Source organism: Pantoea sp. F_5, from assembly GCF_008631595.1.
Classification (GTDB): domain Bacteria; phylum Pseudomonadota; class Gammaproteobacteria; order Enterobacterales; family Enterobacteriaceae; genus Pantoea; species Pantoea gossypiicola.
This window is the reverse complement of record NZ_VWUO01000010.1, coordinates 169688-189931: the sequence shown is the minus strand read 5'-3', so window position 1 is coordinate 189931 and position 20244 is coordinate 169688. Positions and strand designations below refer to the sequence as shown.

The window sequence follows — 20244 nt, the reverse complement described above, 5'->3', positions numbered from 1 at the left end:
GAGTTAAAATTCAACACGGGCCTGTACCACCAGGTTACGGGTTTCGCCTTCACGGACGCGCAAATTGCCGCCGCTTGAACTGTAGTAGTGCTGGTTAAACAGATTATTGATATTCAGACGCAGCTGGGTTTTTTCACCGAACAGGCGGTTGTTCCATACCACGAAGCTGTCTGCCACTACATAGTCGGGCAGGGTGAAGCTGTTATCAGGATCGCCCGCACGGCTGCCGACATAGCGCGCACCGCCGCCGAGCCTGAACGTGCCGGGCAGGGCGGTGATCTGCATATCATGACTCAGATAGAGCGCACCGGCATGACGCGGCGCATTCTGCAGGCGATTGCCGTTGTTATCCGGATTCACACGGTCGCTGACGATCTCTGCCTGATCATAGCTGTAGTTCGCACTCAAATCCCAGCCGGGTGCGATTTCACCGTTAAGCTCAAATTCAGCGCCGCTCGAACGGGCTTTATCAATCGCTCGCGTGCTGCCATTGATGTTCAGCGACATCGCTTTTTCATCAATCCGGTAGAGCGCCACTGTTGCCAGCAGTGTCGGCGATAGCTGCCATTTGCTGCCGACTTCCCAGCTCGTACCCTGTTCCGGCTTGCCAACATTACCGTCATCATCCACATCGGTGGATGGCGTAAACGATTTGCTGACGCTGGTGTAGAAAGAGAGGTCAGGCGTGAGTTTGTAAATCACCCCGGCCTGCGGCAGAAACTTATTGCCCTCATCGTTCAGAATTTCTGACTGGGGATTAACGCCGCGGGAGGCGCGCTGTTCATAATGCTGATAACGGCCGCCCAGCACCACTATCCAGTCCTGTGTGAGTGAAATACTGTCTTTGGCGTAGAGTGATCGGCTATGAATACGGTTCAGGTTGTTGGCCCCGGTAGTGTTTTCAGTGCTGTCATCTGTAACCGGTGACAGCATGTCATAGTCGGGATTGAAGTAGTTGAACTGGCGGTTGACCTTACCCTGATACTGATGGGCGCGATAAGTCTGATTCATCTCATAATCAGTGCCTGCCACAAGTGCATGTTGCATGCCCAGAATCTCCGGGTTGCCCAGCAGATCCCAGCTCACATATTTGGTTTTGTGGTTAAATCCGCGATTGGCATCGGCGCGACGAGTCACCACGCCCGTGCTGGCATTGACCGCCGTTACGCGCACCTCATTGTTGTCATAGCGCCGTTGATTCCAGCCCAGGGTGAGCCGGGTGCGCCACTCATCATTAAACTGCCAGTCATAGTGGGCATTCAGCGTTTTGTTATGGCCCCAGGCGTGGTTGGCTTTGTCATCCAGACGATCTTTGTAAGCAATATCGATCGGCCTGCCGTCGATAAAGGCCGTGCCGCGGTCGTAGGGAATGTCATAACGGTAGTCGGCATAGCTGATCAGAAAGCTGGCCTGCTCGCCAAACCATTGCAGAGAGGGTGCCAGCAGCGTGTGCTCTTCGCTGCCAAAGTTGCGCCAGTAATCCTGATTCTGCTTTTCGGCGATGAGCCGGAAGGCAAAACCATTGCCCAGCGGGCCGGTGACATCCAGCGTACCTGCACCGCCACCTTCACTGACATAACGTCCGGTAACGCTGGAGTGCCAGCTGTATTGCGGTTTTTTGCTGACCACATTGATAATGCCGCCCGGATTCTGAATGCCATACAGTAGCGAGGAGGAGCCTTTCAGCACCTCAACCCGTTCGGTCGTGGCATCAAAATTGAGCCCCTGACTGCTGCGGATGCCATCCCGGTAGACCGACCCATCAGCGTTACTGCCAAAACCGCGTCGTACAAAGCCATCTTCGGTACCCGCCAGCGTGTTGGCCTCTGAAACGCCGCTGACAAAGCGCATCGCATCCGCCAGTGAGCTGGCCTGGAAATCCTCCAGCTGCTGTTGTGTCACCACGCTGACCGATTGCGCCTCATTGAGTCGCGCCGTCGGCATTTTGCTGGTAACGCTGCTCTCGCTGGCGCTGTAATTTCCCTCTGAGTTAGCATCGGCGGTCACGGTTATATCCGAGGCGCTGTCGGCGGCTGCATTGACCTGCGGCATCATCATGCTTCCGCAAATCGCCACGACCAGAGCGGGGTGCCGGGCCGGATATCGCGAGTCTCTGTTTTTCATTTTTCTTTTCGTGTCTGTTTCTGGCAGTTTCTGAAGCAAATTCGCCCTGATGACTGGCTGTTATACAGGGCTTCCCTGGAGGTGGTCTGCAATATGCAGCGCTATAAGCAGAAGAGAACGGCATTCGGTTTCAGACATCATTATGTTGCCCGGACGACAATGCTTCTCATCTGTAATTGATAATCATTCAAACATTCGGTAGTGTAGTAGTAAATATAATTTGAACAGAATTTACTACATTTTTGCCGTATCGATTTTTAATGGCTCACAGTTCAGGCGACTGATTTATTTTATTGAAAATAATAATTATTATTTCATGTCGAGATGACAGGATATTTTTAAACCCTATCATTTGCAGGTGAAATCCAGCATGGCATCACGCTTTCACTACATTTTTTACTGTGAAATGTCCTCCATTAACCCGATCGGTAATAAGCCTTTCGGACCTGTAACGCGAGCAGCAGGAACAACATGAAACAGAACCGGCCAGGTAAAAACAGGGTGGATGTAATGGCAGAGCGTCTTCGCGCCCGCGAAAAGCAGCTTTCTCCTCGTCTGCTGGCTGTGGCGCGTTATATCGATCAACAGCGTGAAACGGTACTTGAAAGCACGGCGATGGAAATCGCCGTGGCGAATGCTACCTCTGATGCCACCGTGATTCGTGCTATTCAGGCACTGGGATTTAGCGGGCTGCGCGACCTTAAACAGACGCTCAGGAGCTGGTTTGGTGCCTCGCTGACCTCGGAAGATAAGATGATCACCACGGTCAGTGAGGTGACCAGTGACGTAAACAGCGCCATCGACTTTGTACTTGCGGGCCACCGGCATGCCTGTGAGGTGCTGTCGCAGCCGCAGAACCGGGTGGCGATGGCAGACGCCGTGGCGCTACTGAGTGAGGCGCGGGAAGTGGCTATTTTTGGCATTAACGCCTCAGGGATTCTGGCCGACTACAGCGTGCGGTTGCTGAACCGCATCGGCCTGCCCGCCTTTTCGCTTAATCGCGCCGGGATTGCGCTGGCAGAGCAGATGCTGGCGCTACAGCGTGGCGATGTGCTGATAATGATGGCGCAACAGTCGGCGCACCGGGAAGGGACCACCGTAGTGCGAGAGGCGAAACGGCTGGATATCCCGATTATTCTGCTCACCAACGCCACCGACTCTTTTTTTGCACGCGAGGCGGATGTGGTGATCAATGTGCCTCGCGGTGGCGAGAAGGGAAGGATTCCGCTGCACGGCACCATTATGGTCTGTCTGGAGATGCTGATCCTGTCGGTAGCTTCGGCGCTGCCGCAGCGCACGGTTAAAACCATGAAACGGTTACAGGATTTCAACCGCGGGCTAAAACCTGCCAGCAAAAAGTAGCCTGCTTAACTGCGTCATGACCGGAGTTTTCCGGTAAAAACTGGCTCACCTTTAAGTCAAATTTCTCCGCTTTGCGAGCGCGATCGCGTCTTTTCATCAGCCCGTTTATCAGGGCGACTACGCTTACAGCGTGCTGTGCCTCCGGGTGCGGCTTTTACTCTTTCTCACTCACTTTGTTTTGTGCGGAGCTGCTGATGAAACCCCTTCACGCGCAATACCTTTTCTGTTGTGCCACCCTGAGCCTCCTGTCGCCGCTGCCTGCGCTGGCATGGAGCGATCTCACCGTCTTTGGCGACAGCCTGAGCGATGGCGGAAATGTAGGACGCTTTACTTATGATGGTGCGACCCATCCGCTCTATGACGAGATCCTGGCGCAGTCGCTGGGCGACACGCTGCGTCCTTCAACCCAGGGCGGTAACAACTATGCCGAGGGCGGTGCCGTCGCAGTGCCCGCGATCAATCCGCTGTTCAATACGCAGGATCAGCTTGATCGTTACCTTGCAGCGCGCGACGGACGAGCCGATCCGGACGGACTCTATATTCACTGGATTGGCGGCAATGACTTAGCGGCGGCAGCTCTTGCGCCGCTCGCTGCACAGCAGATAGTGGATAACAGCGCCAGCGCGGCGGCCTCACAGGTCAGCCGGTTACTGGATGCCGGAGCCGGCACGGTCATTGTTCCGACGGTGCCGAACGTCGGGGCAACGCCCGCGCTGCTTCAGGCGATTCTGCAGGTGCTGGGTCCGGCCGCGCAGCCTGCCACCGCAGCGCTGTTTCAGTCGCTGAGCACCACCGCCACGCCCGACCGTGCCGCCAGAGAACAGGCGATTGAAACCGCGCTTAATGAGGCAGCTGGTCAGGTCTCATCGATTCCGCTGATCCGCGATGCGCTTGCGCAACAGCTGATCGCCGCCTGGCAGTTGCTGAGTCAGGAGGCGGCGGCGCTCACCGATAGGTACAACCAGGCGGAGGAACAGGGACTGGTAGCGGCACGCGGCAATATCGCGCGGGTGGATATCAATGGCCTGTTTAATGAGGTGATTGATAACCCGCGCCTGTATGGGCTCAGCAACACGGCGGGCATGGCGTGTCCGCCCGGCGTCTCATCCATGGACTGCACCGCCTCGACGCCAGGATTTTCGCAGTCACAGCAATATCTGTTCGCCGACCGGCTACATCCCAGCCCGGCAGTGCATGCGCTGATCGCCGATTATATTCAGTCAGTGCTGAATGCGCCGCTGCAGGTGGCTGCGCTAATTCAGGCACCGTCGATGCTGGTGGGCGATGCGCAGAATACGCTGGATGGACATCTGCAACAGCAGCGTCAGCAGCCCGCCAGCGCTGGAGAGTTTACAGTTTTCGGTGGCTATGCCGGACAGCAGCGAGATTTCCGCGGTGACAGCCTGCTGGATGGGGATGCGACAAGCGCGACCGGCACCGTGGGAGTAGGCTACCAGCTGACCGAACACTGGCAGGCCGGTGCAATGCTCTCTGCCACCTCGCAACGACAGGATCCCTCGTCGCGCTTTGATTATCGTTTACGTGGCAATCTTGTGGCGCTGTGGAGCCAGTTAAATTATCTGGATCGGGGATGGATTAATGCAGATGCCCATTACGCCGATCTTAACTTTGATGATATTGAGCGTAAGGTCAGGCTGGGACCGGCGACCCGCACGGAGAAAGGCAGCAGCGACGGCAACGTGCTGGGAATGCGGGTGCAGACCGGCTGGGATTTACCGCTGGGCCGCTATGTCACTACCGGCCCGATGGCGAGCTATGCGCTCGACTATACCCAGGTGGATGGCTACAGGGAAGAGGGCAACAGCAGTACCTCGATGCGCTTTGGTGACCAGACGCTGCACGCCCAAATCGGCTCGGTGGGCTGGCGTATCGACAGCAAAGATCTCGTGATCAATCCCTGGGCGCAGGTCAGCTACAACCATCAGTTCGGTGACAGCGACGCTGCTGTTACTGCCGGATTGAAATCGACCCGTACCGCTTTTACCCGCAGCAGTGGCTCACGGGATGATAACTGGATTGACATGGCTCTGGGTGCGAGCGTGCCAATTGGCACATCGGTGAACGCGTTTGCCGGCGTTTCAGCGGTGACAGGTAACAGCGACTACCATCAGGTGACCTGGAACGTCGGGCTTAACGCCCGTTTTTGAATAATAAGTTGTATCAAAAAGCCGTGCAGGGATCGTCTGCCGCTGTCTGAAACGTTGCGGCAGACGATGTTGCGCGTTGTTCGTTACGCCGTGGCGACAGAGCGTTGAATTCGCCTGGGGCGCGCGGTTTTCACACTTCGACCAGTGCCGCCTGCGCCTCCAGCTCACGAACGCGCGGTATCACTTCGCGGCCAAAGAACTCAACCTCTTCATGAAAGTGGAGAAACGCCAGCAGCAGCAGATCGACACCGGCCTGCTTCAGTTCGAAAATCCGTTCAGCAATCTGCTGGGGGGTGCCAATCAGATTGGTTTTGAAGCCGTCATTGTACTGCACCAGATCCTCAAACGACGATTTTGCCCAGTTTCCCTCTCCTTCGGGTGAGGCACTGCCTGCATTTTTGACCTCATGCTGGAAGCCTTTCACCGCATCCGGGTTGGCTTTGCTGATGATCTCCTGAAGTACCGCCTGCGCCTGCTGTTCACTTTCACGCGCAATCACAAATCCATTCAGTCCCACTCTGACCTGATGTTGATTGCGTGCCGCTTTTTCACGGATATCCGCGATCTGCAGACGGACGCCGTCCGGCGTATTCCCATTAGTGAAATACCAGTCTGACACCCGGGAAGCCATGTCACGTGCCGCACGTGAGCTGCCGCCCTGGAAAATTTCCGGTAACGGAGACAACGGCTTAGGTTTCATGGCGTAATCGCGAAAGCGATAAAAATCACCTGCAAAAGTAAAGTTCTCTTCGCGCCAGATGCCTTGCAGGCAGCGAATAAACTCTTCTGAGCGCAGATAGCGCTCTTCGTGGTCGAGCCAGGGTTCACCAATCGCTTTGAATTCGCCCCGGAACCAGCCACTGACAATGTTAACGGCGATACGTGGCCCATAGAGATGGCTGATGGTGGCGATCTGCTTTGCCGCTAATACCGGATTCCATGGGCCAGGCAGCAGCGCGGCGATCACTTTCAACCTCGAGGTGTGACTGAGCAGATCCTGTGAGAAGGTGACTGATTCGTGCTGGTTATCTGCACCATATCCGGCCGTAAAGCGGATCTGCGTCAGCGCATAATCAAACCCCGCCTGTTCGGCGATCTGCGCCAGCTTACGATTGTAGGCGGCGTCCCAGCGGGTTCGCTGCTCTATCTGACTGATCACCAATCCGCCTGAGACATTCGGAACCCAGTAGGCGAACTGTAAAGGCTGTGAAGCGGACATAGTCTCTCCTTATATAGCTGAATTAATGTGGTACTCATTTTTTCCAAACTTTCAGATATAACGAAAAGCCAAGCAGTAAACGTGCCATAAAGTAACTTACTGTTTTTATTGCAGTAAACAGCCTGGGGCGAGCCGGTCGTGTTGCAAATGCGGCACGGCTGAGACAACCGGGTTGCCAATGCAGCAGGGATGCCTGGAAGGAGGTGTGAACGGCGAATGCACTCCGTCACGCTATTGACGGCAACAGTGCCAGAATGTCAGTAACGCCGGACATGCTGTGATAACGTAGCGAAGCGCGACACGATTAGAGCCGGAGGGGAAAATGATAGTCAGACAGGCATCACCTGAAGAGGCGCATCGTTTATGGAATATCCGAAATCAGGCACTTCGTTACGGCTGCCAGCAGGTCTATCCACCCGATGTGCTCGCGGCCTGGACGCCGGACCGCATGCCCGCCAGCTTTCCTGCGATGATCCGCGTCAATCCCTTTTTTGTGATTGATGGCCCGGACGGCACGCCGGTGGCTACGGGTTCGCTGGATCTCGCCGCCGCCAGTGTTGAGGCTATTTTTACGCTGCCCGATTTCACTGGACAGGGAATGGCTGGCCTGATCATTGACACCATCAAAGCGGAGGCGCGGCAGCGTGGCTACCACCAGTTGACCCTTGCGTCGACACCGAACGCCGTCAGCTTTTATGAGCAGCATGGCTTCCATTCGCTGGGGGAAAGTCTCTATCCGTCAAAGCTGGCGGGCAGTGCCTTGCGCTGTATGGCGATGGCGATTGAGCTATAAATGCCTGCTGCGGCAAGGCTGGCGAAATGCGGCAAAAGTTTCCCGCGCAAAGACTTCGCAAGCCCACGCCGGTAAGGTATAGTCCGCGTTTTTTGGAGGAATCATGCTGACTGGCTCATCAACACGTCTTAATAAATACATCAGCGAGAGCGGTATCTGCTCCCGTCGTGACGCCGATCGTTACATCGAGCAGGGCAACGTTTTCATTAACGGCAAACGCGCCTCTGTGGGCGCGCAGGTATTTGCAGGCGATGTGGTGAAGGTCAACGGTCAGCTGATTGAACCGCGCGATGAAGACGATCTGGTGCTGATTGCGCTGAATAAGCCGGTGGGCATCATCACCACCATGGAAGAGGGCGAGCGGGATAACATCAGCGACTTCGTCAATCACAGCAAGCGCGTCTTCCCGATTGGTCGCCTCGACAAAGATTCTCAGGGCCTGATCTTCCTCACCAACCATGGCGATCTGGTCAACAAGATCCTGCGCGCCGGTAACAATCACGAAAAAGAGTATGTTGTTACCGTCGACAAGCCGATCACCGATGAGTTTATTGCCGGGATGAGCGCGGGCGTGCCGATGCTGGGCACGGTGACTAAAAAGTGCAAAGTGAAAAAGGAAGCGCCATTTGTCTTCCGTATTACGCTGGTACAGGGTCTGAATCGCCAGATCCGTCGCATGTGTAAGCATTTCGGCTTTGAAGTGACGAAGCTTGAGCGCACCCGCATCATGAACGTCAATCTCAAGGGATTGCCGCTCGGGGAATGGCGCGACCTCACCGATGACGAACTTGTTGAGCTGTTTAAACTGCTGGAGAACTCCTCTTCAGAAGACAAACCCGCGAAGAAAGCCAAAGCTCCGGCTAAAACGTCGACCGCGAGAAAACCGCAGAAGAATGGTGCCAGACCCGCTGAAAAAGCGGATGCGGCTGGTGCCTCGCGCAAGCGCTTTGTCCAGCCGGGACGTAAAAAGAAAGGGCGCTAAACCCAGCCCGATGCAGAGAGCGATATTCTCGCTCTCTGTGCTTTCACGGACGCATCACGGAATAACGCGCGCCGCCCGAAAGCGGGCAAACAGATCGCAGAACATCGCATCCGTCGCGCGATAACCGTGAAAGCCTGCCCGCCGCAGCTTACTGCCGTCGCCAAACATGTCGTAATTCCAGCCGAAAACAAAATCAGCGAAAGCACCGTCACTGAGTGCCAGAATATCCGCTTCAATTAAGGCGTGCTCCACGGCGATTTGCCGCCACAGCAAACGATAATCCTGAAACAACTGCCGGAATGACAGCGAGACCGGCGGCGCAACCTCCAGTTCAAACCACGCTGCAATCACCGGCCACAGCTCACTCCAGCGCCAGAGATCACCATTGTTAATATTGAACGCCTGATTGCGTGCGTCAGGGCTGCGTGAAGCCCAGAGGGTGGCACTGGCCAGCAGTTCAGCATCGGTAAAATCGACCATGCTGTGCCAGGTTTCCGGCGAACCGGGAAAACGGAAAGGCAGTCGCGCTGCGCGACAGATCGATGCGTAGAGCGCCAGGCTCAGCGCCAGATTCATGCTGTTTCCATGCCGGTCACTGCCAACAACACCAGGGCGTACTGCGCTCCAGTGCCAGGCTTTACCCTGCTGTTGTGCGCTCAGCCAGTTCAGCTGTGCGGCGTTGAACTCAGCCCCCGGCACGCCGGGATCGCTTTCCCGCGCCGGGGTTTTGAATCGGCCCAGATGTGCGCCATACACCTTGTATCCCTGCATCAGACTGACATGCTAAAGGGGGGCGACATCCTCCATTTCCTGAACCAGATTCTGCAACATGGTGAGATTCGGTCCCACCATCGCCGCCCAGTCAGCAGCATTCAGCCAGGCGCTGTAGAAGATATGCGTAACGTCGGTGAGTGATGCCAGCCGTTGCTGGCTTTGCAGCCGATCGCGCAGATCCACCGCAATCGTCTCTATGCCGTCTGTGGCAGACCCTGAGCGATGACTCAGCGCGATTACCTGCCACTGGTCTGCGACCAGCGCCTGAGTCAGTTGCTGACCCACAATTCCACTGGCACCCGCTACCAGCGCAACCTGTTTACCCTGTGTTGTTTTCATGATTGTTATCCGATTAATAAAGAAGCCGCATTCTCACCTGCGTTAAATTCTGATTAAATCCCCTAAACCGGATATCACTTATCAGGAAAATCAATAAATGCAGAACAAACTGACTGCGATTCAGACCGTCGTCAGGGTGGCGGAAGCGGGTTCCTTTTCGGCGGCAGCACGACAAAACGGCATGAAGCAGTCGGCTGTCAGCCAGCAGATTGCCGCGCTGGAGGAGGCGCTGGGCGTGGTGCTGCTACATCGCACCACGCGAACCATGGCGTTAACGGAGTCGGGTCAGCATTATCTGCAACAGGTCAGGCAACTGCTTGGTGCGATGGATGAACTGGAGCAGCAATTGCGGCCCGGCTCGCAGCCGCTTCACGGCAGAGTGCATATTCAGTTGCCGAGCGGCATCGGTCAGCGACTGATGCCGCATCTGATCGCTTTCCAGCAGGCGCATCCAGCGCTGCGTCTGAATATAGCGCTGGAGGATCGCCTGTCGGATCTCGTTGCGGAGGGCGTTGATGTGGCCATCCGTCTCAGCGAGTCGCCACCTGCCACGCTGGCTGCCCGTTCGCTGGCCACGGTTGAAACCGTGCTGGTGGCTTCCCCTGAGTGGCTAGCGCGCAACGATCCGCCGCAGACACCCGATGACCTTATGCGCCATCCACATATACGTTTTAGCGGTATAGCGACTGATGCGCCGCTGCAACTGATCTCTGCGACCGCGAAGGTCTCGGTCCCGGTGGAAAGCGTGTTTCGGTCTAATAACAGCGATGCCTTGATGCAGGCCCTTGAAGCCGGCCTCGGGATCGGCGGCTTACAGACGTTGCCTGGCGCAGAGGCGCTGGCCTCCGGCCGACTGGTGCGGGTGTTACCGGACTGGCGACTGCCCGACCGCTATCTTTATGCCGTGTTCCCGGATGCCCGTTTTATTCCTGATAAGGTCCGTAAGCTGGTCGGGCGGTTGAGTGAGGTGGTGCGGGTAGCAGGGCAAAACGTCAGTTGATGGGCGCTGGAAAAAGAACAGACTCTGTTTGAAGTGTCCCCAACTTAAGGATAAAATATCCCCCGCGCGAGGATAGGGAATACACTGTACATGGACGCATTATTCATTGAGCTTTCCAGTTTTCAGAAATACCGGGCTGACTATCTGAGTGATGATCAGTATCGGCGATTTCAAAACATGTTGCTGGCTGACCCTGAAAAGGGTGACGTGATACCGGATACCGGTTGACTGCGTAAGGTTCGTTACAGGGATGAGCGCCGGCACAAGGGTGCCAGAGGTGGCATCAGAGTTATCTATTACTGGATGGACGAACAAGGCCAATTCATCCTGTTTACCATCTACGATAAAGATCAACGCGACGATCTAACGAAGCAACAACGTGATGCCCTGGCGACTGCGTTGAATATGATCAAAAAAGGGTTGAGACATGACTGAACGCGATATTTTCAGTGAACTGATGACGGGTATGCAGGAGCTCAAGGATCATCAGGAGGGCAAAATCACCCTGAAGAGTCATAAGGTTACTAAGCGCGCCCCTATGACCATTGCGCCGCAAGAGCTGCGTGACGTACGTGAAAAACTCAACCTCTCCCAGGCCGTCTTTGCTCATTATCTTCACACTGGCGAGACGACTTATCAGAACTGGGAACAGGGCAGAGCCAGACCTAATGCCCAGGCGGTTTTATTAATTCGCATGGTGCAACAGAACCCGGAAGCGCTTAAAACCCTCGCTAAGCTCTGATATCGACGTCCGGATGCCAGGCGCATTTTTTCACATATGCGCCTGGCATCCGATGTCCGGCGGGCTAACACAGCCTTCTCTTTCGCCTGACCAGACAGCGCTTTTCCCACCATAAGCCAGATTTTGAAAGACCCATATTCAGAGCAACGACACTTTTCACCCTGATCAGGGCGTGGCAGGATATGCGCAATCTATCAAGGAGTGAGCCTGATGTTACTGAAAGGTATGAACGATCCGCTGCTGAAAGCGTATCAGCATCCCAAATCACGGATGATGATCAGCCGTTTCAGGGGGCTGGCGGGCGACAGAAGACTCAGTGACTGGCAGGCGTTCTGTATTCTGGTGACCGGCTTTACCAATTACTGGTATGTGCAGGCTGGTCACTACACCATTAATGTTACGCTGACCAAAACCCGTCAGTTCGACTTCCTGCAGGACTTTCTTCATTTTACAGTTACCCTGGATGGATTGATCGGCGATGAACATTTTCGCAGCCCGGACTTTGTACTGCCACATTACGATGTGCCTTATGAATTCTGCCGCTGGCGCAACAAGCGCGGCTATGACGCGTTAACCACCTATGTCAGTAAGCAGGGAGTGAAATCCCATAAAGGGATGTTTGTCGCCTCGGAAGGCGTATCTCCGGAAGAGCAGGTGATGAAATGGGAGGGGGTGGTCAACGTCTATGACAAAACCTTTTTCAGTATGACTAACTTCAATACTACTCAGGAATTCCTGATTAAAGACATCCGTAAATCCATTCAGGACGGATTACTGAAGCACCTGAGTTTTTACCGCGATCTGTTTCACTACATCTTTCCCACACCGGCAGAGGCACGGTTGCAGGCGCGTGACGACAGGCGCTATCTGGCGAAAAGATAGCGCCCGGTCATCTTTACTCGCAGCCACTGGCATCCGCACTGAATGGTCGCTGAAAGGGAGCTCACTCTGTCGTTAGCGGACCTCTCTGCAGGTTTACCACTTCATCTCGCCGGTATTCACTTTTGCGCTGAGTTCCAGTGAGGCCGGCTCAGCCAGTTTTGGCCAGGCGGTGTTCATGGCGGCAATCACTGCTGCTGAGGTTTTGTGTTCTGACAGCGCCGCTTCAAAACTCTTCAGATAATTCAGCGTGAAATCTACAGCCTGCGAACCGGCTGGACGCGCACCCAGATAGTGTCCCGGAATAACATTTTTCGCGTTGAGCGTCTGCATTTCTGTGAGGATATGTCGCCACTCATTGCGGCTCTTAATGGTCTGAGTGTCAGCCGTCCAGACGTGGATGCCAGAGGAAAGGGCCGTACCGCCCAGAATGGTGCGCACAGAGGGGATCCAGATGTATGCAGCATATTGATCAGGATGACGCAGTTCCAGCGCCTCGCCATCCACGCTGAAGCGGGTCTGATGCGTAACGTCTGGCACAAAGATTTTATCCGGCGCGCCCTGTTTCATCTGAGGGCCCCAGTATTTCAGCTTGGCGTCATGGGTCTGCTGGATATGCTTTACCACTGCAGGTGCGGCAACGACCTTGACGTCCGGCCAGGCTTTAACAATCGGCTCCAGACCGAAGTAAAAATCGGGATCGCCAGAGGTGATCACAATCTCCTTCAACTTTTTACCCCTCTTTTTAATCATCTCTACCAGCTTCTCACCATCCTGGGTGCTGAACTGGGCATCAAACAGAATCGCTTCGGTTGGCCCGGAGACCAGGGTTGAGGAGACGGCAAAAATACCCTTCTCCTGCGGATTATAGGTTTCCAGTTGCAGCGTGGCTGCGCTGGCGGAGGCGGAAGCCAGAACAAGCATCACAGGTAACAGCACAGTTTTCATTGATCATCCTCAGAGATAAATGCCCGACTCAGGCAGGTGTAACGGGCGATGTTCAGAATCAGTAGCGCTATTCTACGCATCTGGCTATCTGTTAGAATTCCCGAAATCAGAGATGCTGAGTTTCATAATCCGAACAGGTGAGCAGAATGGACAGAGTGACGGCAGCTGTCGTTTTTAACCGGATATGCGAACTGGGCAGCCTGAGTGCTGCTTCGCGTGCGCTGGGGATCTCGCGCCCGATGATCAGCCGTTATCTGGAGGAGATGGAAAGGTGGGCGGGAACGCGTCTGTTGCATCGCTCGTCACGCCGGCTGACCCTGACGCCTGCCGGTGAGGCGATTCTGCAAAAGACCCGTCAGCTGGCCCTGCTTTCAGAGGCAATCCAGCAGGAGAACACGCAGGGCGTTCCGGCCGGAACGTTACGCATCGCCTGCGCGCACTTTACAGCACTTCATCTTGTCGGTCCGGTGATCCCCGATTTTCTGGCGCGTTACCCCGCACTGCGCATCGAACTGGAAATTAACAATCAGCCGGTGAGTTTGATTGGAGAGCGCATCGACCTTGCTATTCGCATCACTGATGCGCCAGAGCCGGGCGCTATCGCACGCCGCCTTGGGGAATGTCGCTCGGTACTCTGCGCCTCACCCGGCTATCTCCAGATGCGAGGCACCCCGCAATTGCCTGGCGATCTGACGCAGCACAACTGCCTCTACTACAGTCGTTTTGCCGGACAGAGCTGGCATTTCACCGCGGCAGGTGGAGAGAAAATCTCTGTCGCCGTTAAAGGGAATTTCAGTGCGGGTATCTCGTCACTGTTATGTGACGCAGCGATTGCAGATTGCGGGATAGCGATGGTGCCTGAACTGGAAGCACGCCATGCGCTTGAAGCGGGAAAGCTGGTTGAGTTATTGCCCGGTTTTGAGCCGCAGCGCATTGGCATCTGGGGGCTTTACCTGTCGCGTGAGCACCAGTCTGCCGCGCTGCGTCTGATGCTGGATGAACTGCAAAACAGCATCCAGAGCCGGTGATGAGAGGAAGTCACACGGATACTGATGGAGATGTTTATGAATGATGATCAACAACGGTACTGGAACCCTATGGTGCCAGAACTCACCGTTACTGACTTTGCCATTTCGCTGCATTTTTACACCGTTGTGCTGGGCTTTGACGTGCGGATCCAGCGTCAGAATCCTGACTTCGCATACCTCTGTTATGGTGAGGCGCAATTGATGATTGAACAGTACCACCCGCAGGGCTGGAACACCGCTGAACTGGAGAGGCCACTGGGGCGGGGCATCAATTTCCAGATCGAAGTCGATGACATTGAACCTGTGCTGACGCGTTTACAGCAGTACGTCGTTCCGCTCTATCGGGCGCTACGGGATAATCATTACGAAACTGACGGGACAACCGCCTGCCAGCGGGAGTTTCTGGTACAGGATCCGGACGGTTATCTGCTGCGCTTCAGCCAGTATCTGGAATAAGCCAGAAGCGTTTTCGGTACTATTCGCGTTGATAACGCCATTGTGCCTCAAGTCAATGCGCGCCGTATTTTATTTTGAACGTTCATGCATATTAATTAAAAGATTTTGATACTGACAAACGCTTTTCTGTTGCAAAAGAATGAAAGTCTTTGCGAGTCTCATTTTTTCTCAACTGTTCTGAAGAAATTATTTCAACTATGATTTTTTCTAACGATGAACTACACTCACGTAGCCTCGCTGGATTAGGATAATTCTTAACAATTGTTTCATTGCGGACTTCATTGGGCCAGGTGTTCGAAAATTTACATTTCTTCTCTTACTTAGCACTTAATTTTTGAGGATGTGAGCCGATAACGGATATTACATACTCAGGAGGACAACCAATGAAATTCTTATTAACGACCTGTTTAAGTTTGCTGCTGATGGCCCTGGCTGGTCCAGCGCGTGCAGACTCACAATCAGGCACTATCATCTTCAGGGGAGCCATAACGAACGGTTCGTGTAATATGAATATCGGGCAGAATCCTGTTGTGTTTGACTGCTATGATCCCGCTCGTGGCAAGGCTGTCGTCACGACTGCTGACGTGATGAACCCTGAATCCCTGACTGGCTTGCCTGTAGAAGTAAAAATGCACTGGTTTAACCCTGAGAAATCGAAAGGAATTATTGAGGTAAGCTATCTCTGATTCCCATAACCGATTTTAGTGTTTACCTGAAAAATCCAGCGCGTTGCAGGTCATAACTCGCAGAGAGTGAGGCAAGCATAAAGCCCCTCACATAATAAGGTTTAATCTTCCGTACAGATATTCAGCAAGAAACAATGAGCTGCACCTTGACCAGGAGATTGGAATGAGTGAATTCTACGGTGCAGGCTGATGATACAGGCGATTTATTAAACCTCTTTTATCCTATGTGTTATTAAGCGCTATGCCGGTTCGCGGATGGAAAAAGATAAATGCCCACCTTTATTGCTAAAGGTGGGCATTTTTTAGTTTTACAAAAAACATCCGGGAATCACGAAGGATCAGAAGAACGCTGAGTGAAGTACTTCGTGGTCTGACGCTTTTCCTTTTTACGACGCAGAACCAGACTGGTGGTAATAATCAGCAGCGTTAATCCGCCGGTTGCCAGTAATTCAGCCTGATGCTTCGCGTCAAACAACATGATCACCAGTACGGTCGTGATAAACAGAATCGTTACCCACGTGAGGCCTGGGAATAACCACATCCGGTAATTCAGGATTTCACCCGCCTTTTCGCGCTTTTTACGCAGCACCAGATGCGATACGGCAATCACCAGATAGACCAGCAGCGCAATCGCCCCCGACGTCGCCAGTAAAAACTCAAACACCACACTCGGCGCAAGGTAATTCGCGATGACTGCCAGAAACGCAGCGGCGGTCGAGAGCAACACCGCAACCCACGGCGTGCCGCTGCGATTGGTGCGTGAAGCGGCAGCAGGCGCATCTTTGCGACGAGAGAGAGAGTAGAGCATGCGCGATGAAGTATAGAGTGCAGAGTTAAGACAGCTGCACACCGCCACCAGCACAACCAGATCGACAATCAGTCTGGCATGCGGAATGTTCATCGCCGTCAATACCGTCTGCCATGAACCCTGTTCAACCAGGCCAGGCGTGTTCCACGGCACCAGCGCGACCACAAAGAATATCGACAGCAGATAGAACAGCGCAATGCGCCAGATAACCGAGTTAGTTGCCTGGGTAATCTGCTTGCCAGGATTCTTCGACTCGGCAGCGGCAATGGTGACGATTTCGGTACCCATAAAAGAGAACATCGTGGTCAGGATGGCCGCTACAACCGCACCTATACCGTTCGGCATAAACCCGTGCGTGTCATAAAGATGCGACAGGCCACTGGTGTTGCTGTCAGGCAGCAGACCCAATACTGCCGCACCCGCCACAGCCAGGAACAGGATGATTGCCACAACCTTAAGCAGCGCAAACCAGAACTCAAACTCCCCATAATTTTTAACGCTGAGCAGGTTGGTAATGGTCAGCAGTAACGTGATGGCAAAGGTATATTGCCAGATAGCGACTTCGGGGAACCAGGCGTGCAGAATTGTCCCCGCTGCATTGGCTTCCAGTGGGATCACCAGCACCCAGAACCACCAGTAGAGCCAGCCGATGGTAAAACCGGCCCAGCGGCCCAGCGCTTTATCCGCATAGGTTGAAAATGAGCCAGAATCGGGTGAAGCAACGGCCATCTCAGCCAGCATCCGCATAATCAGCACCACCAGCGCACCGGCAGCCGCATAAGAGATCAGCACCGCAGGACCCGCTTCAGAAATAGCGTGGCCGGAGCCGACAAACAGCCCTGCGCCAATCACACCCGCAATTGAGAGCATACGCACGTGGCGCGGTTTCAGGTTTTGAGCCAGCGAATCTTCATTCGCACTCTGAGTCATCGTCATGTAAACGTCTCCAGGCGACGCCCGGCCTGCGCGGCCGGACGAAAGGGGAACAGGCTTGCGTTAACGCACAGCGAAATCAGGCCGGGACGACGGGATGTCCGGCAGAGGCAACACAGTGATTAATTACTGTGGAGAGAATGGTCAGCGCCTGGCTGAACTGGGCATCAGGAATAGTGAGTGGGTAGAGGAAGCGAATGACGTTGCCTTTAGCTCCACAGGTCAGCAGCAGCAGGCCCTGTTCCATTGCCATCTTCTGAACCGCCTGCGCGGTGCTGGCCTGATAGAACTCCATCGCCACCATTGAACCCAGCGCACGTACGTCAGCAATGTCCGGATGTTTGCGTTGATGTTCCTGCAGTTCAGCTTCAAGCCGGGCACCGAGATCAACGGCGCGCTGGCAGAGCTGCTCCTCTTCAATCACATCCAGCACCGCATGGGCTGAGGCGATAGCCAGTGGGTTACCGGCGTAGGTTCCGCCCAGGCCCCCAGGCGCAGGCGCATCCATGACCTCTGCGCGACCGGCGATAGCGGAAAGCGGCATGCCGCCTGCCAGGCTTTTTGCCATGGTGATAATATCGGCCTTCACGGGATAGTGCTCCATGGCAAACAGTTTGCCGGTCCGGGCAAATCCGCTCTGGACTTCATCCGCAATCAGCAGAATGCCGTGGCGATCAGCCAGCTCCCGTAGCTGCACCATAAACTCTGCCGGTGCGGCATGGAATCCGCCTTCACCCTGCACCGGCTCCAGCACGATCGCGGCTACATCATGGGGGGCAATATCCTGGGTAAAGATTTCGTCGAGGCTGGTCAGTGCCGCCTCAATGCTGATCCCCTGAACCGCGCTGGGGTAGCGTGCATGAAATACCGACGGTGGCATCGGGCCAAAGTCCCGTTTGTAGGGTGCCACTTTACCGGTCATCGCCATCGTCATGAATGTACGACCATGGAACGCGTTACCAAAGGTGATGATGCCGTGACGACGGGTATAAGCACGCGCCACTTTGACCGCATTTTCCACCGCTTCCGCGCCGGTCGTGAAGAAGGCCGTTTTGGCCGCTCCGGCGATGGGCACCCGCTGATTGATGCGCTCGGCCAGGGCGATGTAGCTTTCGTAGGGGGTGATCTGGAACGCAGTATGGGTAAACTTTGTTAACTGATCGGCAATGGCCTGTTCGATACGTGGATGGCGGTGTCCCGTGTTCAGCACCGCGATGCCGCCAGCGAAATCGATCCAGCTGTTACCGGCCTGATCCCATAAGGTGGCGTTTTCTGCCCGGGCAACGTACCAGTCGCACAGCGTACCGATACCTTTAGGGAGAGCCTGTGCTTTGCGCTGCTGCATCAGGTTATTATTTTCGCTCATTTCATCCACCTCGTTAATATGCGTGTTTACAATTCCCGACAAACACGTTTATTTATGCCTGAGGCGTGGTGAGTTGCCAGAGCCAATTCTCAGAGGAAAGGTGGAGCCAATTGCGACTCTTGTACGCAGATCATCTATTAGCACGGTTACAGTTTTTAAGAACCGGCTCATTACATCAGCGGCTGCTGAATTGTATGCAGGCCGCAATCGCGGAAGAGGTGTTTCCCCGCGGAAGCCGTTTGCCGCCAACCCGCGATCTGGCGCGGGAACTTGGCGTGTCGCGAAACACGGTAATGCATGTCTATGAAAGTCTGATGGCGCAAGGGTATGTCACCGCACGTACCGGCAGCGGTACGTGGATTGCCGAGACGCTGCCGGAGAATGCTCTGCAAAGTGATGCGATTGCCGATCTGCAGGCGGTGAGGGCGCAACGACCCGCTACGCTGTCGAAGCGGGGTGCCAGTCTGCTGGGGCATGCCACTGCATCGCCCTGGCAGTGGGGCGCGTTTGTGCCCGGCGCGCCCGATGTCACCGAATTCCCTCACAAGCTGTTCAGCCAGATTCAGGCGCGGCTGAACCGCGAACCTGACGTACATCGCCTGGTCTACAGTAGCGGCGGCGGTTGTCCCGATCTTCGCCATGCGCTGGTGGACTATCTGCGGGTGGCGCGTTCCGTACGGGCCGATGCTGACCAGATCCTGATTACCGAAGGCGTTCATCAGGCGGTTGATCTGGTGACGCGGGTGTTATGTGATCCCGGCGATCGGGTCTGGATGGAGGAACCGGGCTACTGGGGAACACGTAATCTGCTGCGCATGAATGGCCTGAAGATTCGCGCGATGCCGGTGGATGAGCATGGCCTGGTACCGGACAGTGGTCCGGCCCCTAAAATGGTGTTTGTAACGCCTTCTCATCAATATCCACTGGGGGTGCACCTGAGCCTTGCGCGTCGTCAGGCATTGATCGCTCTGGCTCGCCGTCATCAGAGCTGGATTGTTGAAGATGACTACGACAGCGAATTTCGCTTTTCCGGTCAGCCTCATCCCTCACTGCAGGGGCTGGAAACCGATGCACCGGTTATCTACATGGGAACATTCAGCAAGACACTCTATCCCGCTCTGCGTATTGGCTACATGGTGGTGCCGAAACCACTGGCACAGCCGTTGCGCATCGCGGCGGCAGAACTCTATCGCGGCGGCCATCTGCTGATACAGCGGGCGCTGGCGGAGTTTATCCGGCTGGGCCATTACATGGAGCATATTCGCCGGATGCGCCTGCTTTATCGTCAGCGGCGGCAGTTTCTCTGCAGGCTGATTGAGCGCTATCTGGGGCCAGCCTTTTTACCGGCATTCAATCATGAAGCGGGACTGCATCTGGTGATGCCGCTACCAGCGGGCGCGGATGACGTGGCGATAGCTGCGGAGGCGCTGAAACGCGGGGTCAAAGTGCGGCCGCTTTCGCAATACTATATGCATCCGCAGGAGGCGCGCGGATTGCTGCTGGGTTATGCCTGCGTCAATGAGCGGCAGTGTCAGGACGCTTTTGGCACACTCAAAGCCTGTCTTATGTCCGCAGGGATGGTCTTTAGTCCGCCGCGTTAGCGGTTCATGGGGTGTTAAAACGCAGCCGTTTCAGGG

Annotated in this window: 16 protein-coding genes and 1 pseudogene; 11 read left to right on the top strand and 6 right to left on the bottom strand. The window is 55.0% G+C overall.

The genetic code is table 11. The features are described from left to right. Positions 1-3: 3 nt before the first annotated feature. A complete protein-coding gene (locus F3I44_RS15175; RefSeq protein WP_150011729.1) occupies positions 4-2124 on the bottom strand; it encodes a TonB-dependent siderophore receptor in 2121 nt (706 codons plus the stop codon). A 471-nt stretch (positions 2125-2595) separates the two neighbouring features. Here F3I44_RS15175 and F3I44_RS15170 point away from each other — a divergent pair, with 471 nt between their 5' ends. Beyond that, the gene (locus tag F3I44_RS15170; protein WP_150011727.1) at positions 2596-3486 is read left to right on the top strand and encodes a MurR/RpiR family transcriptional regulator; all 891 of its coding nucleotides are present in this window, start codon (positions 2596-2598) and stop codon (positions 3484-3486) included. A gap of 194 nt (positions 3487-3680) precedes the next feature. Then, on the top strand, positions 3681-5654 hold the full coding sequence (locus F3I44_RS15165; RefSeq protein WP_150011725.1) for an autotransporter outer membrane beta-barrel domain-containing protein: 1974 nt from the start codon (positions 3681-3683) through the stop codon (positions 5652-5654). Positions 5655-5784: 130 nt separating this feature from the next. On the opposite strand, the gene sfnG is transcribed toward F3I44_RS15165, so the two are convergent. Then, positions 5785-6873, bottom strand: a complete 1089-nt coding sequence (sfnG, locus tag F3I44_RS15160; RefSeq protein ID WP_150011723.1) for a dimethylsulfone monooxygenase SfnG — start codon at positions 6871-6873, stop codon at positions 5785-5787. Between the two features lie 322 nt (positions 6874-7195). Between sfnG and F3I44_RS15155 the strand changes: the two genes are divergently transcribed. Next, positions 7196-7666, top strand: a complete 471-nt coding sequence (locus F3I44_RS15155) for a GNAT family N-acetyltransferase (RefSeq protein WP_150011721.1) — start codon at positions 7196-7198, stop codon at positions 7664-7666. A 103-nt stretch (positions 7667-7769) separates the two neighbouring features. Next, positions 7770-8648, top strand: coding sequence for a 23S rRNA pseudouridine(2604) synthase RluF (rluF, locus tag F3I44_RS15150; protein WP_150011719.1), 879 nt, complete (start codon positions 7770-7772; stop codon positions 8646-8648). A 54-nt stretch (positions 8649-8702) separates the two neighbouring features. On the opposite strand, the pseudogene F3I44_RS15145 reads toward rluF, so the two are convergent. Next, positions 8703-9761: pseudogene (locus F3I44_RS15145) on the bottom strand (SDR family oxidoreductase). 97 nt (positions 9762-9858) lie between these two features. Between F3I44_RS15145 and F3I44_RS15140 the strand changes: the two are divergent. The 3 genes from F3I44_RS15140 to F3I44_RS15125 all read left to right on the top strand — a co-directional run bounded on the left by F3I44_RS15140 (position 9859) and on the right by F3I44_RS15125 (position 12385). After that, complete coding sequence (locus F3I44_RS15140) at positions 9859-10761, top strand: LysR family transcriptional regulator (protein WP_150019467.1); 903 nt, start codon at positions 9859-9861, stop codon at positions 10759-10761. 427 nt (positions 10762-11188) lie between these two features. Then, entirely contained in the window at positions 11189-11503 is a 315-nt protein-coding gene (locus F3I44_RS15130; protein WP_150011715.1) for a DNA-binding transcriptional regulator, read from the top strand. Positions 11504-11713: 210 nt separating this feature from the next. Then, a complete protein-coding gene (locus tag F3I44_RS15125) occupies positions 11714-12385 on the top strand; it encodes a hypothetical protein (protein ID WP_150011713.1) in 672 nt (223 codons plus the stop codon). Positions 12386-12478: 93 nt separating this feature from the next. On the opposite strand, the gene F3I44_RS15120 is transcribed toward F3I44_RS15125, so the two are convergent. Next, a complete protein-coding gene (locus F3I44_RS15120; RefSeq protein WP_150011711.1) occupies positions 12479-13330 on the bottom strand; it encodes a Vmh family MBL fold metallo-hydrolase in 852 nt (283 codons plus the stop codon). A 146-nt stretch (positions 13331-13476) separates the two neighbouring features. Here F3I44_RS15120 and F3I44_RS15115 point away from each other — a divergent pair, with 146 nt between their 5' ends. From F3I44_RS15115 to F3I44_RS15105, 3 genes are all read left to right on the top strand, one after another. Then, positions 13477-14358 (top strand): LysR family transcriptional regulator, encoded by an 882-nt coding sequence (locus F3I44_RS15115; RefSeq protein ID WP_150011709.1) that lies wholly within the window; start codon positions 13477-13479, stop codon positions 14356-14358. A 36-nt stretch (positions 14359-14394) separates the two neighbouring features. Continuing rightward, on the top strand, positions 14395-14814 hold the full coding sequence (locus tag F3I44_RS15110; protein ID WP_150011707.1) for a VOC family protein: 420 nt from the start codon (positions 14395-14397) through the stop codon (positions 14812-14814). A gap of 383 nt (positions 14815-15197) precedes the next feature. Beyond that, the gene (locus F3I44_RS15105; protein WP_150011705.1) at positions 15198-15500 is read left to right on the top strand and encodes a type 1 fimbrial protein; all 303 of its coding nucleotides are present in this window, start codon (positions 15198-15200) and stop codon (positions 15498-15500) included. 328 nt (positions 15501-15828) lie between these two features. Here the strand turns inward: F3I44_RS15105 and gabP are convergent, their stop codons facing one another. Further along, positions 15829-17238, bottom strand: coding sequence for a GABA permease (gene gabP / locus F3I44_RS15100; RefSeq protein ID WP_370452844.1), 1410 nt, complete (start codon positions 17236-17238; stop codon positions 15829-15831). Positions 17239-17320: 82 nt separating this feature from the next. After that, complete coding sequence (gabT, locus tag F3I44_RS15095) at positions 17321-18607, bottom strand: 4-aminobutyrate--2-oxoglutarate transaminase (protein WP_150011701.1); 1287 nt, start codon at positions 18605-18607, stop codon at positions 17321-17323. Between the two features lie 110 nt (positions 18608-18717). Here gabT and F3I44_RS15090 point away from each other — a divergent pair, with 110 nt between their 5' ends. Further along, a complete protein-coding gene (locus tag F3I44_RS15090; RefSeq protein WP_190285927.1) occupies positions 18718-20208 on the top strand; it encodes a PLP-dependent aminotransferase family protein in 1491 nt (496 codons plus the stop codon). The last annotated feature ends 36 nt before the right edge of the window (positions 20209-20244 follow it).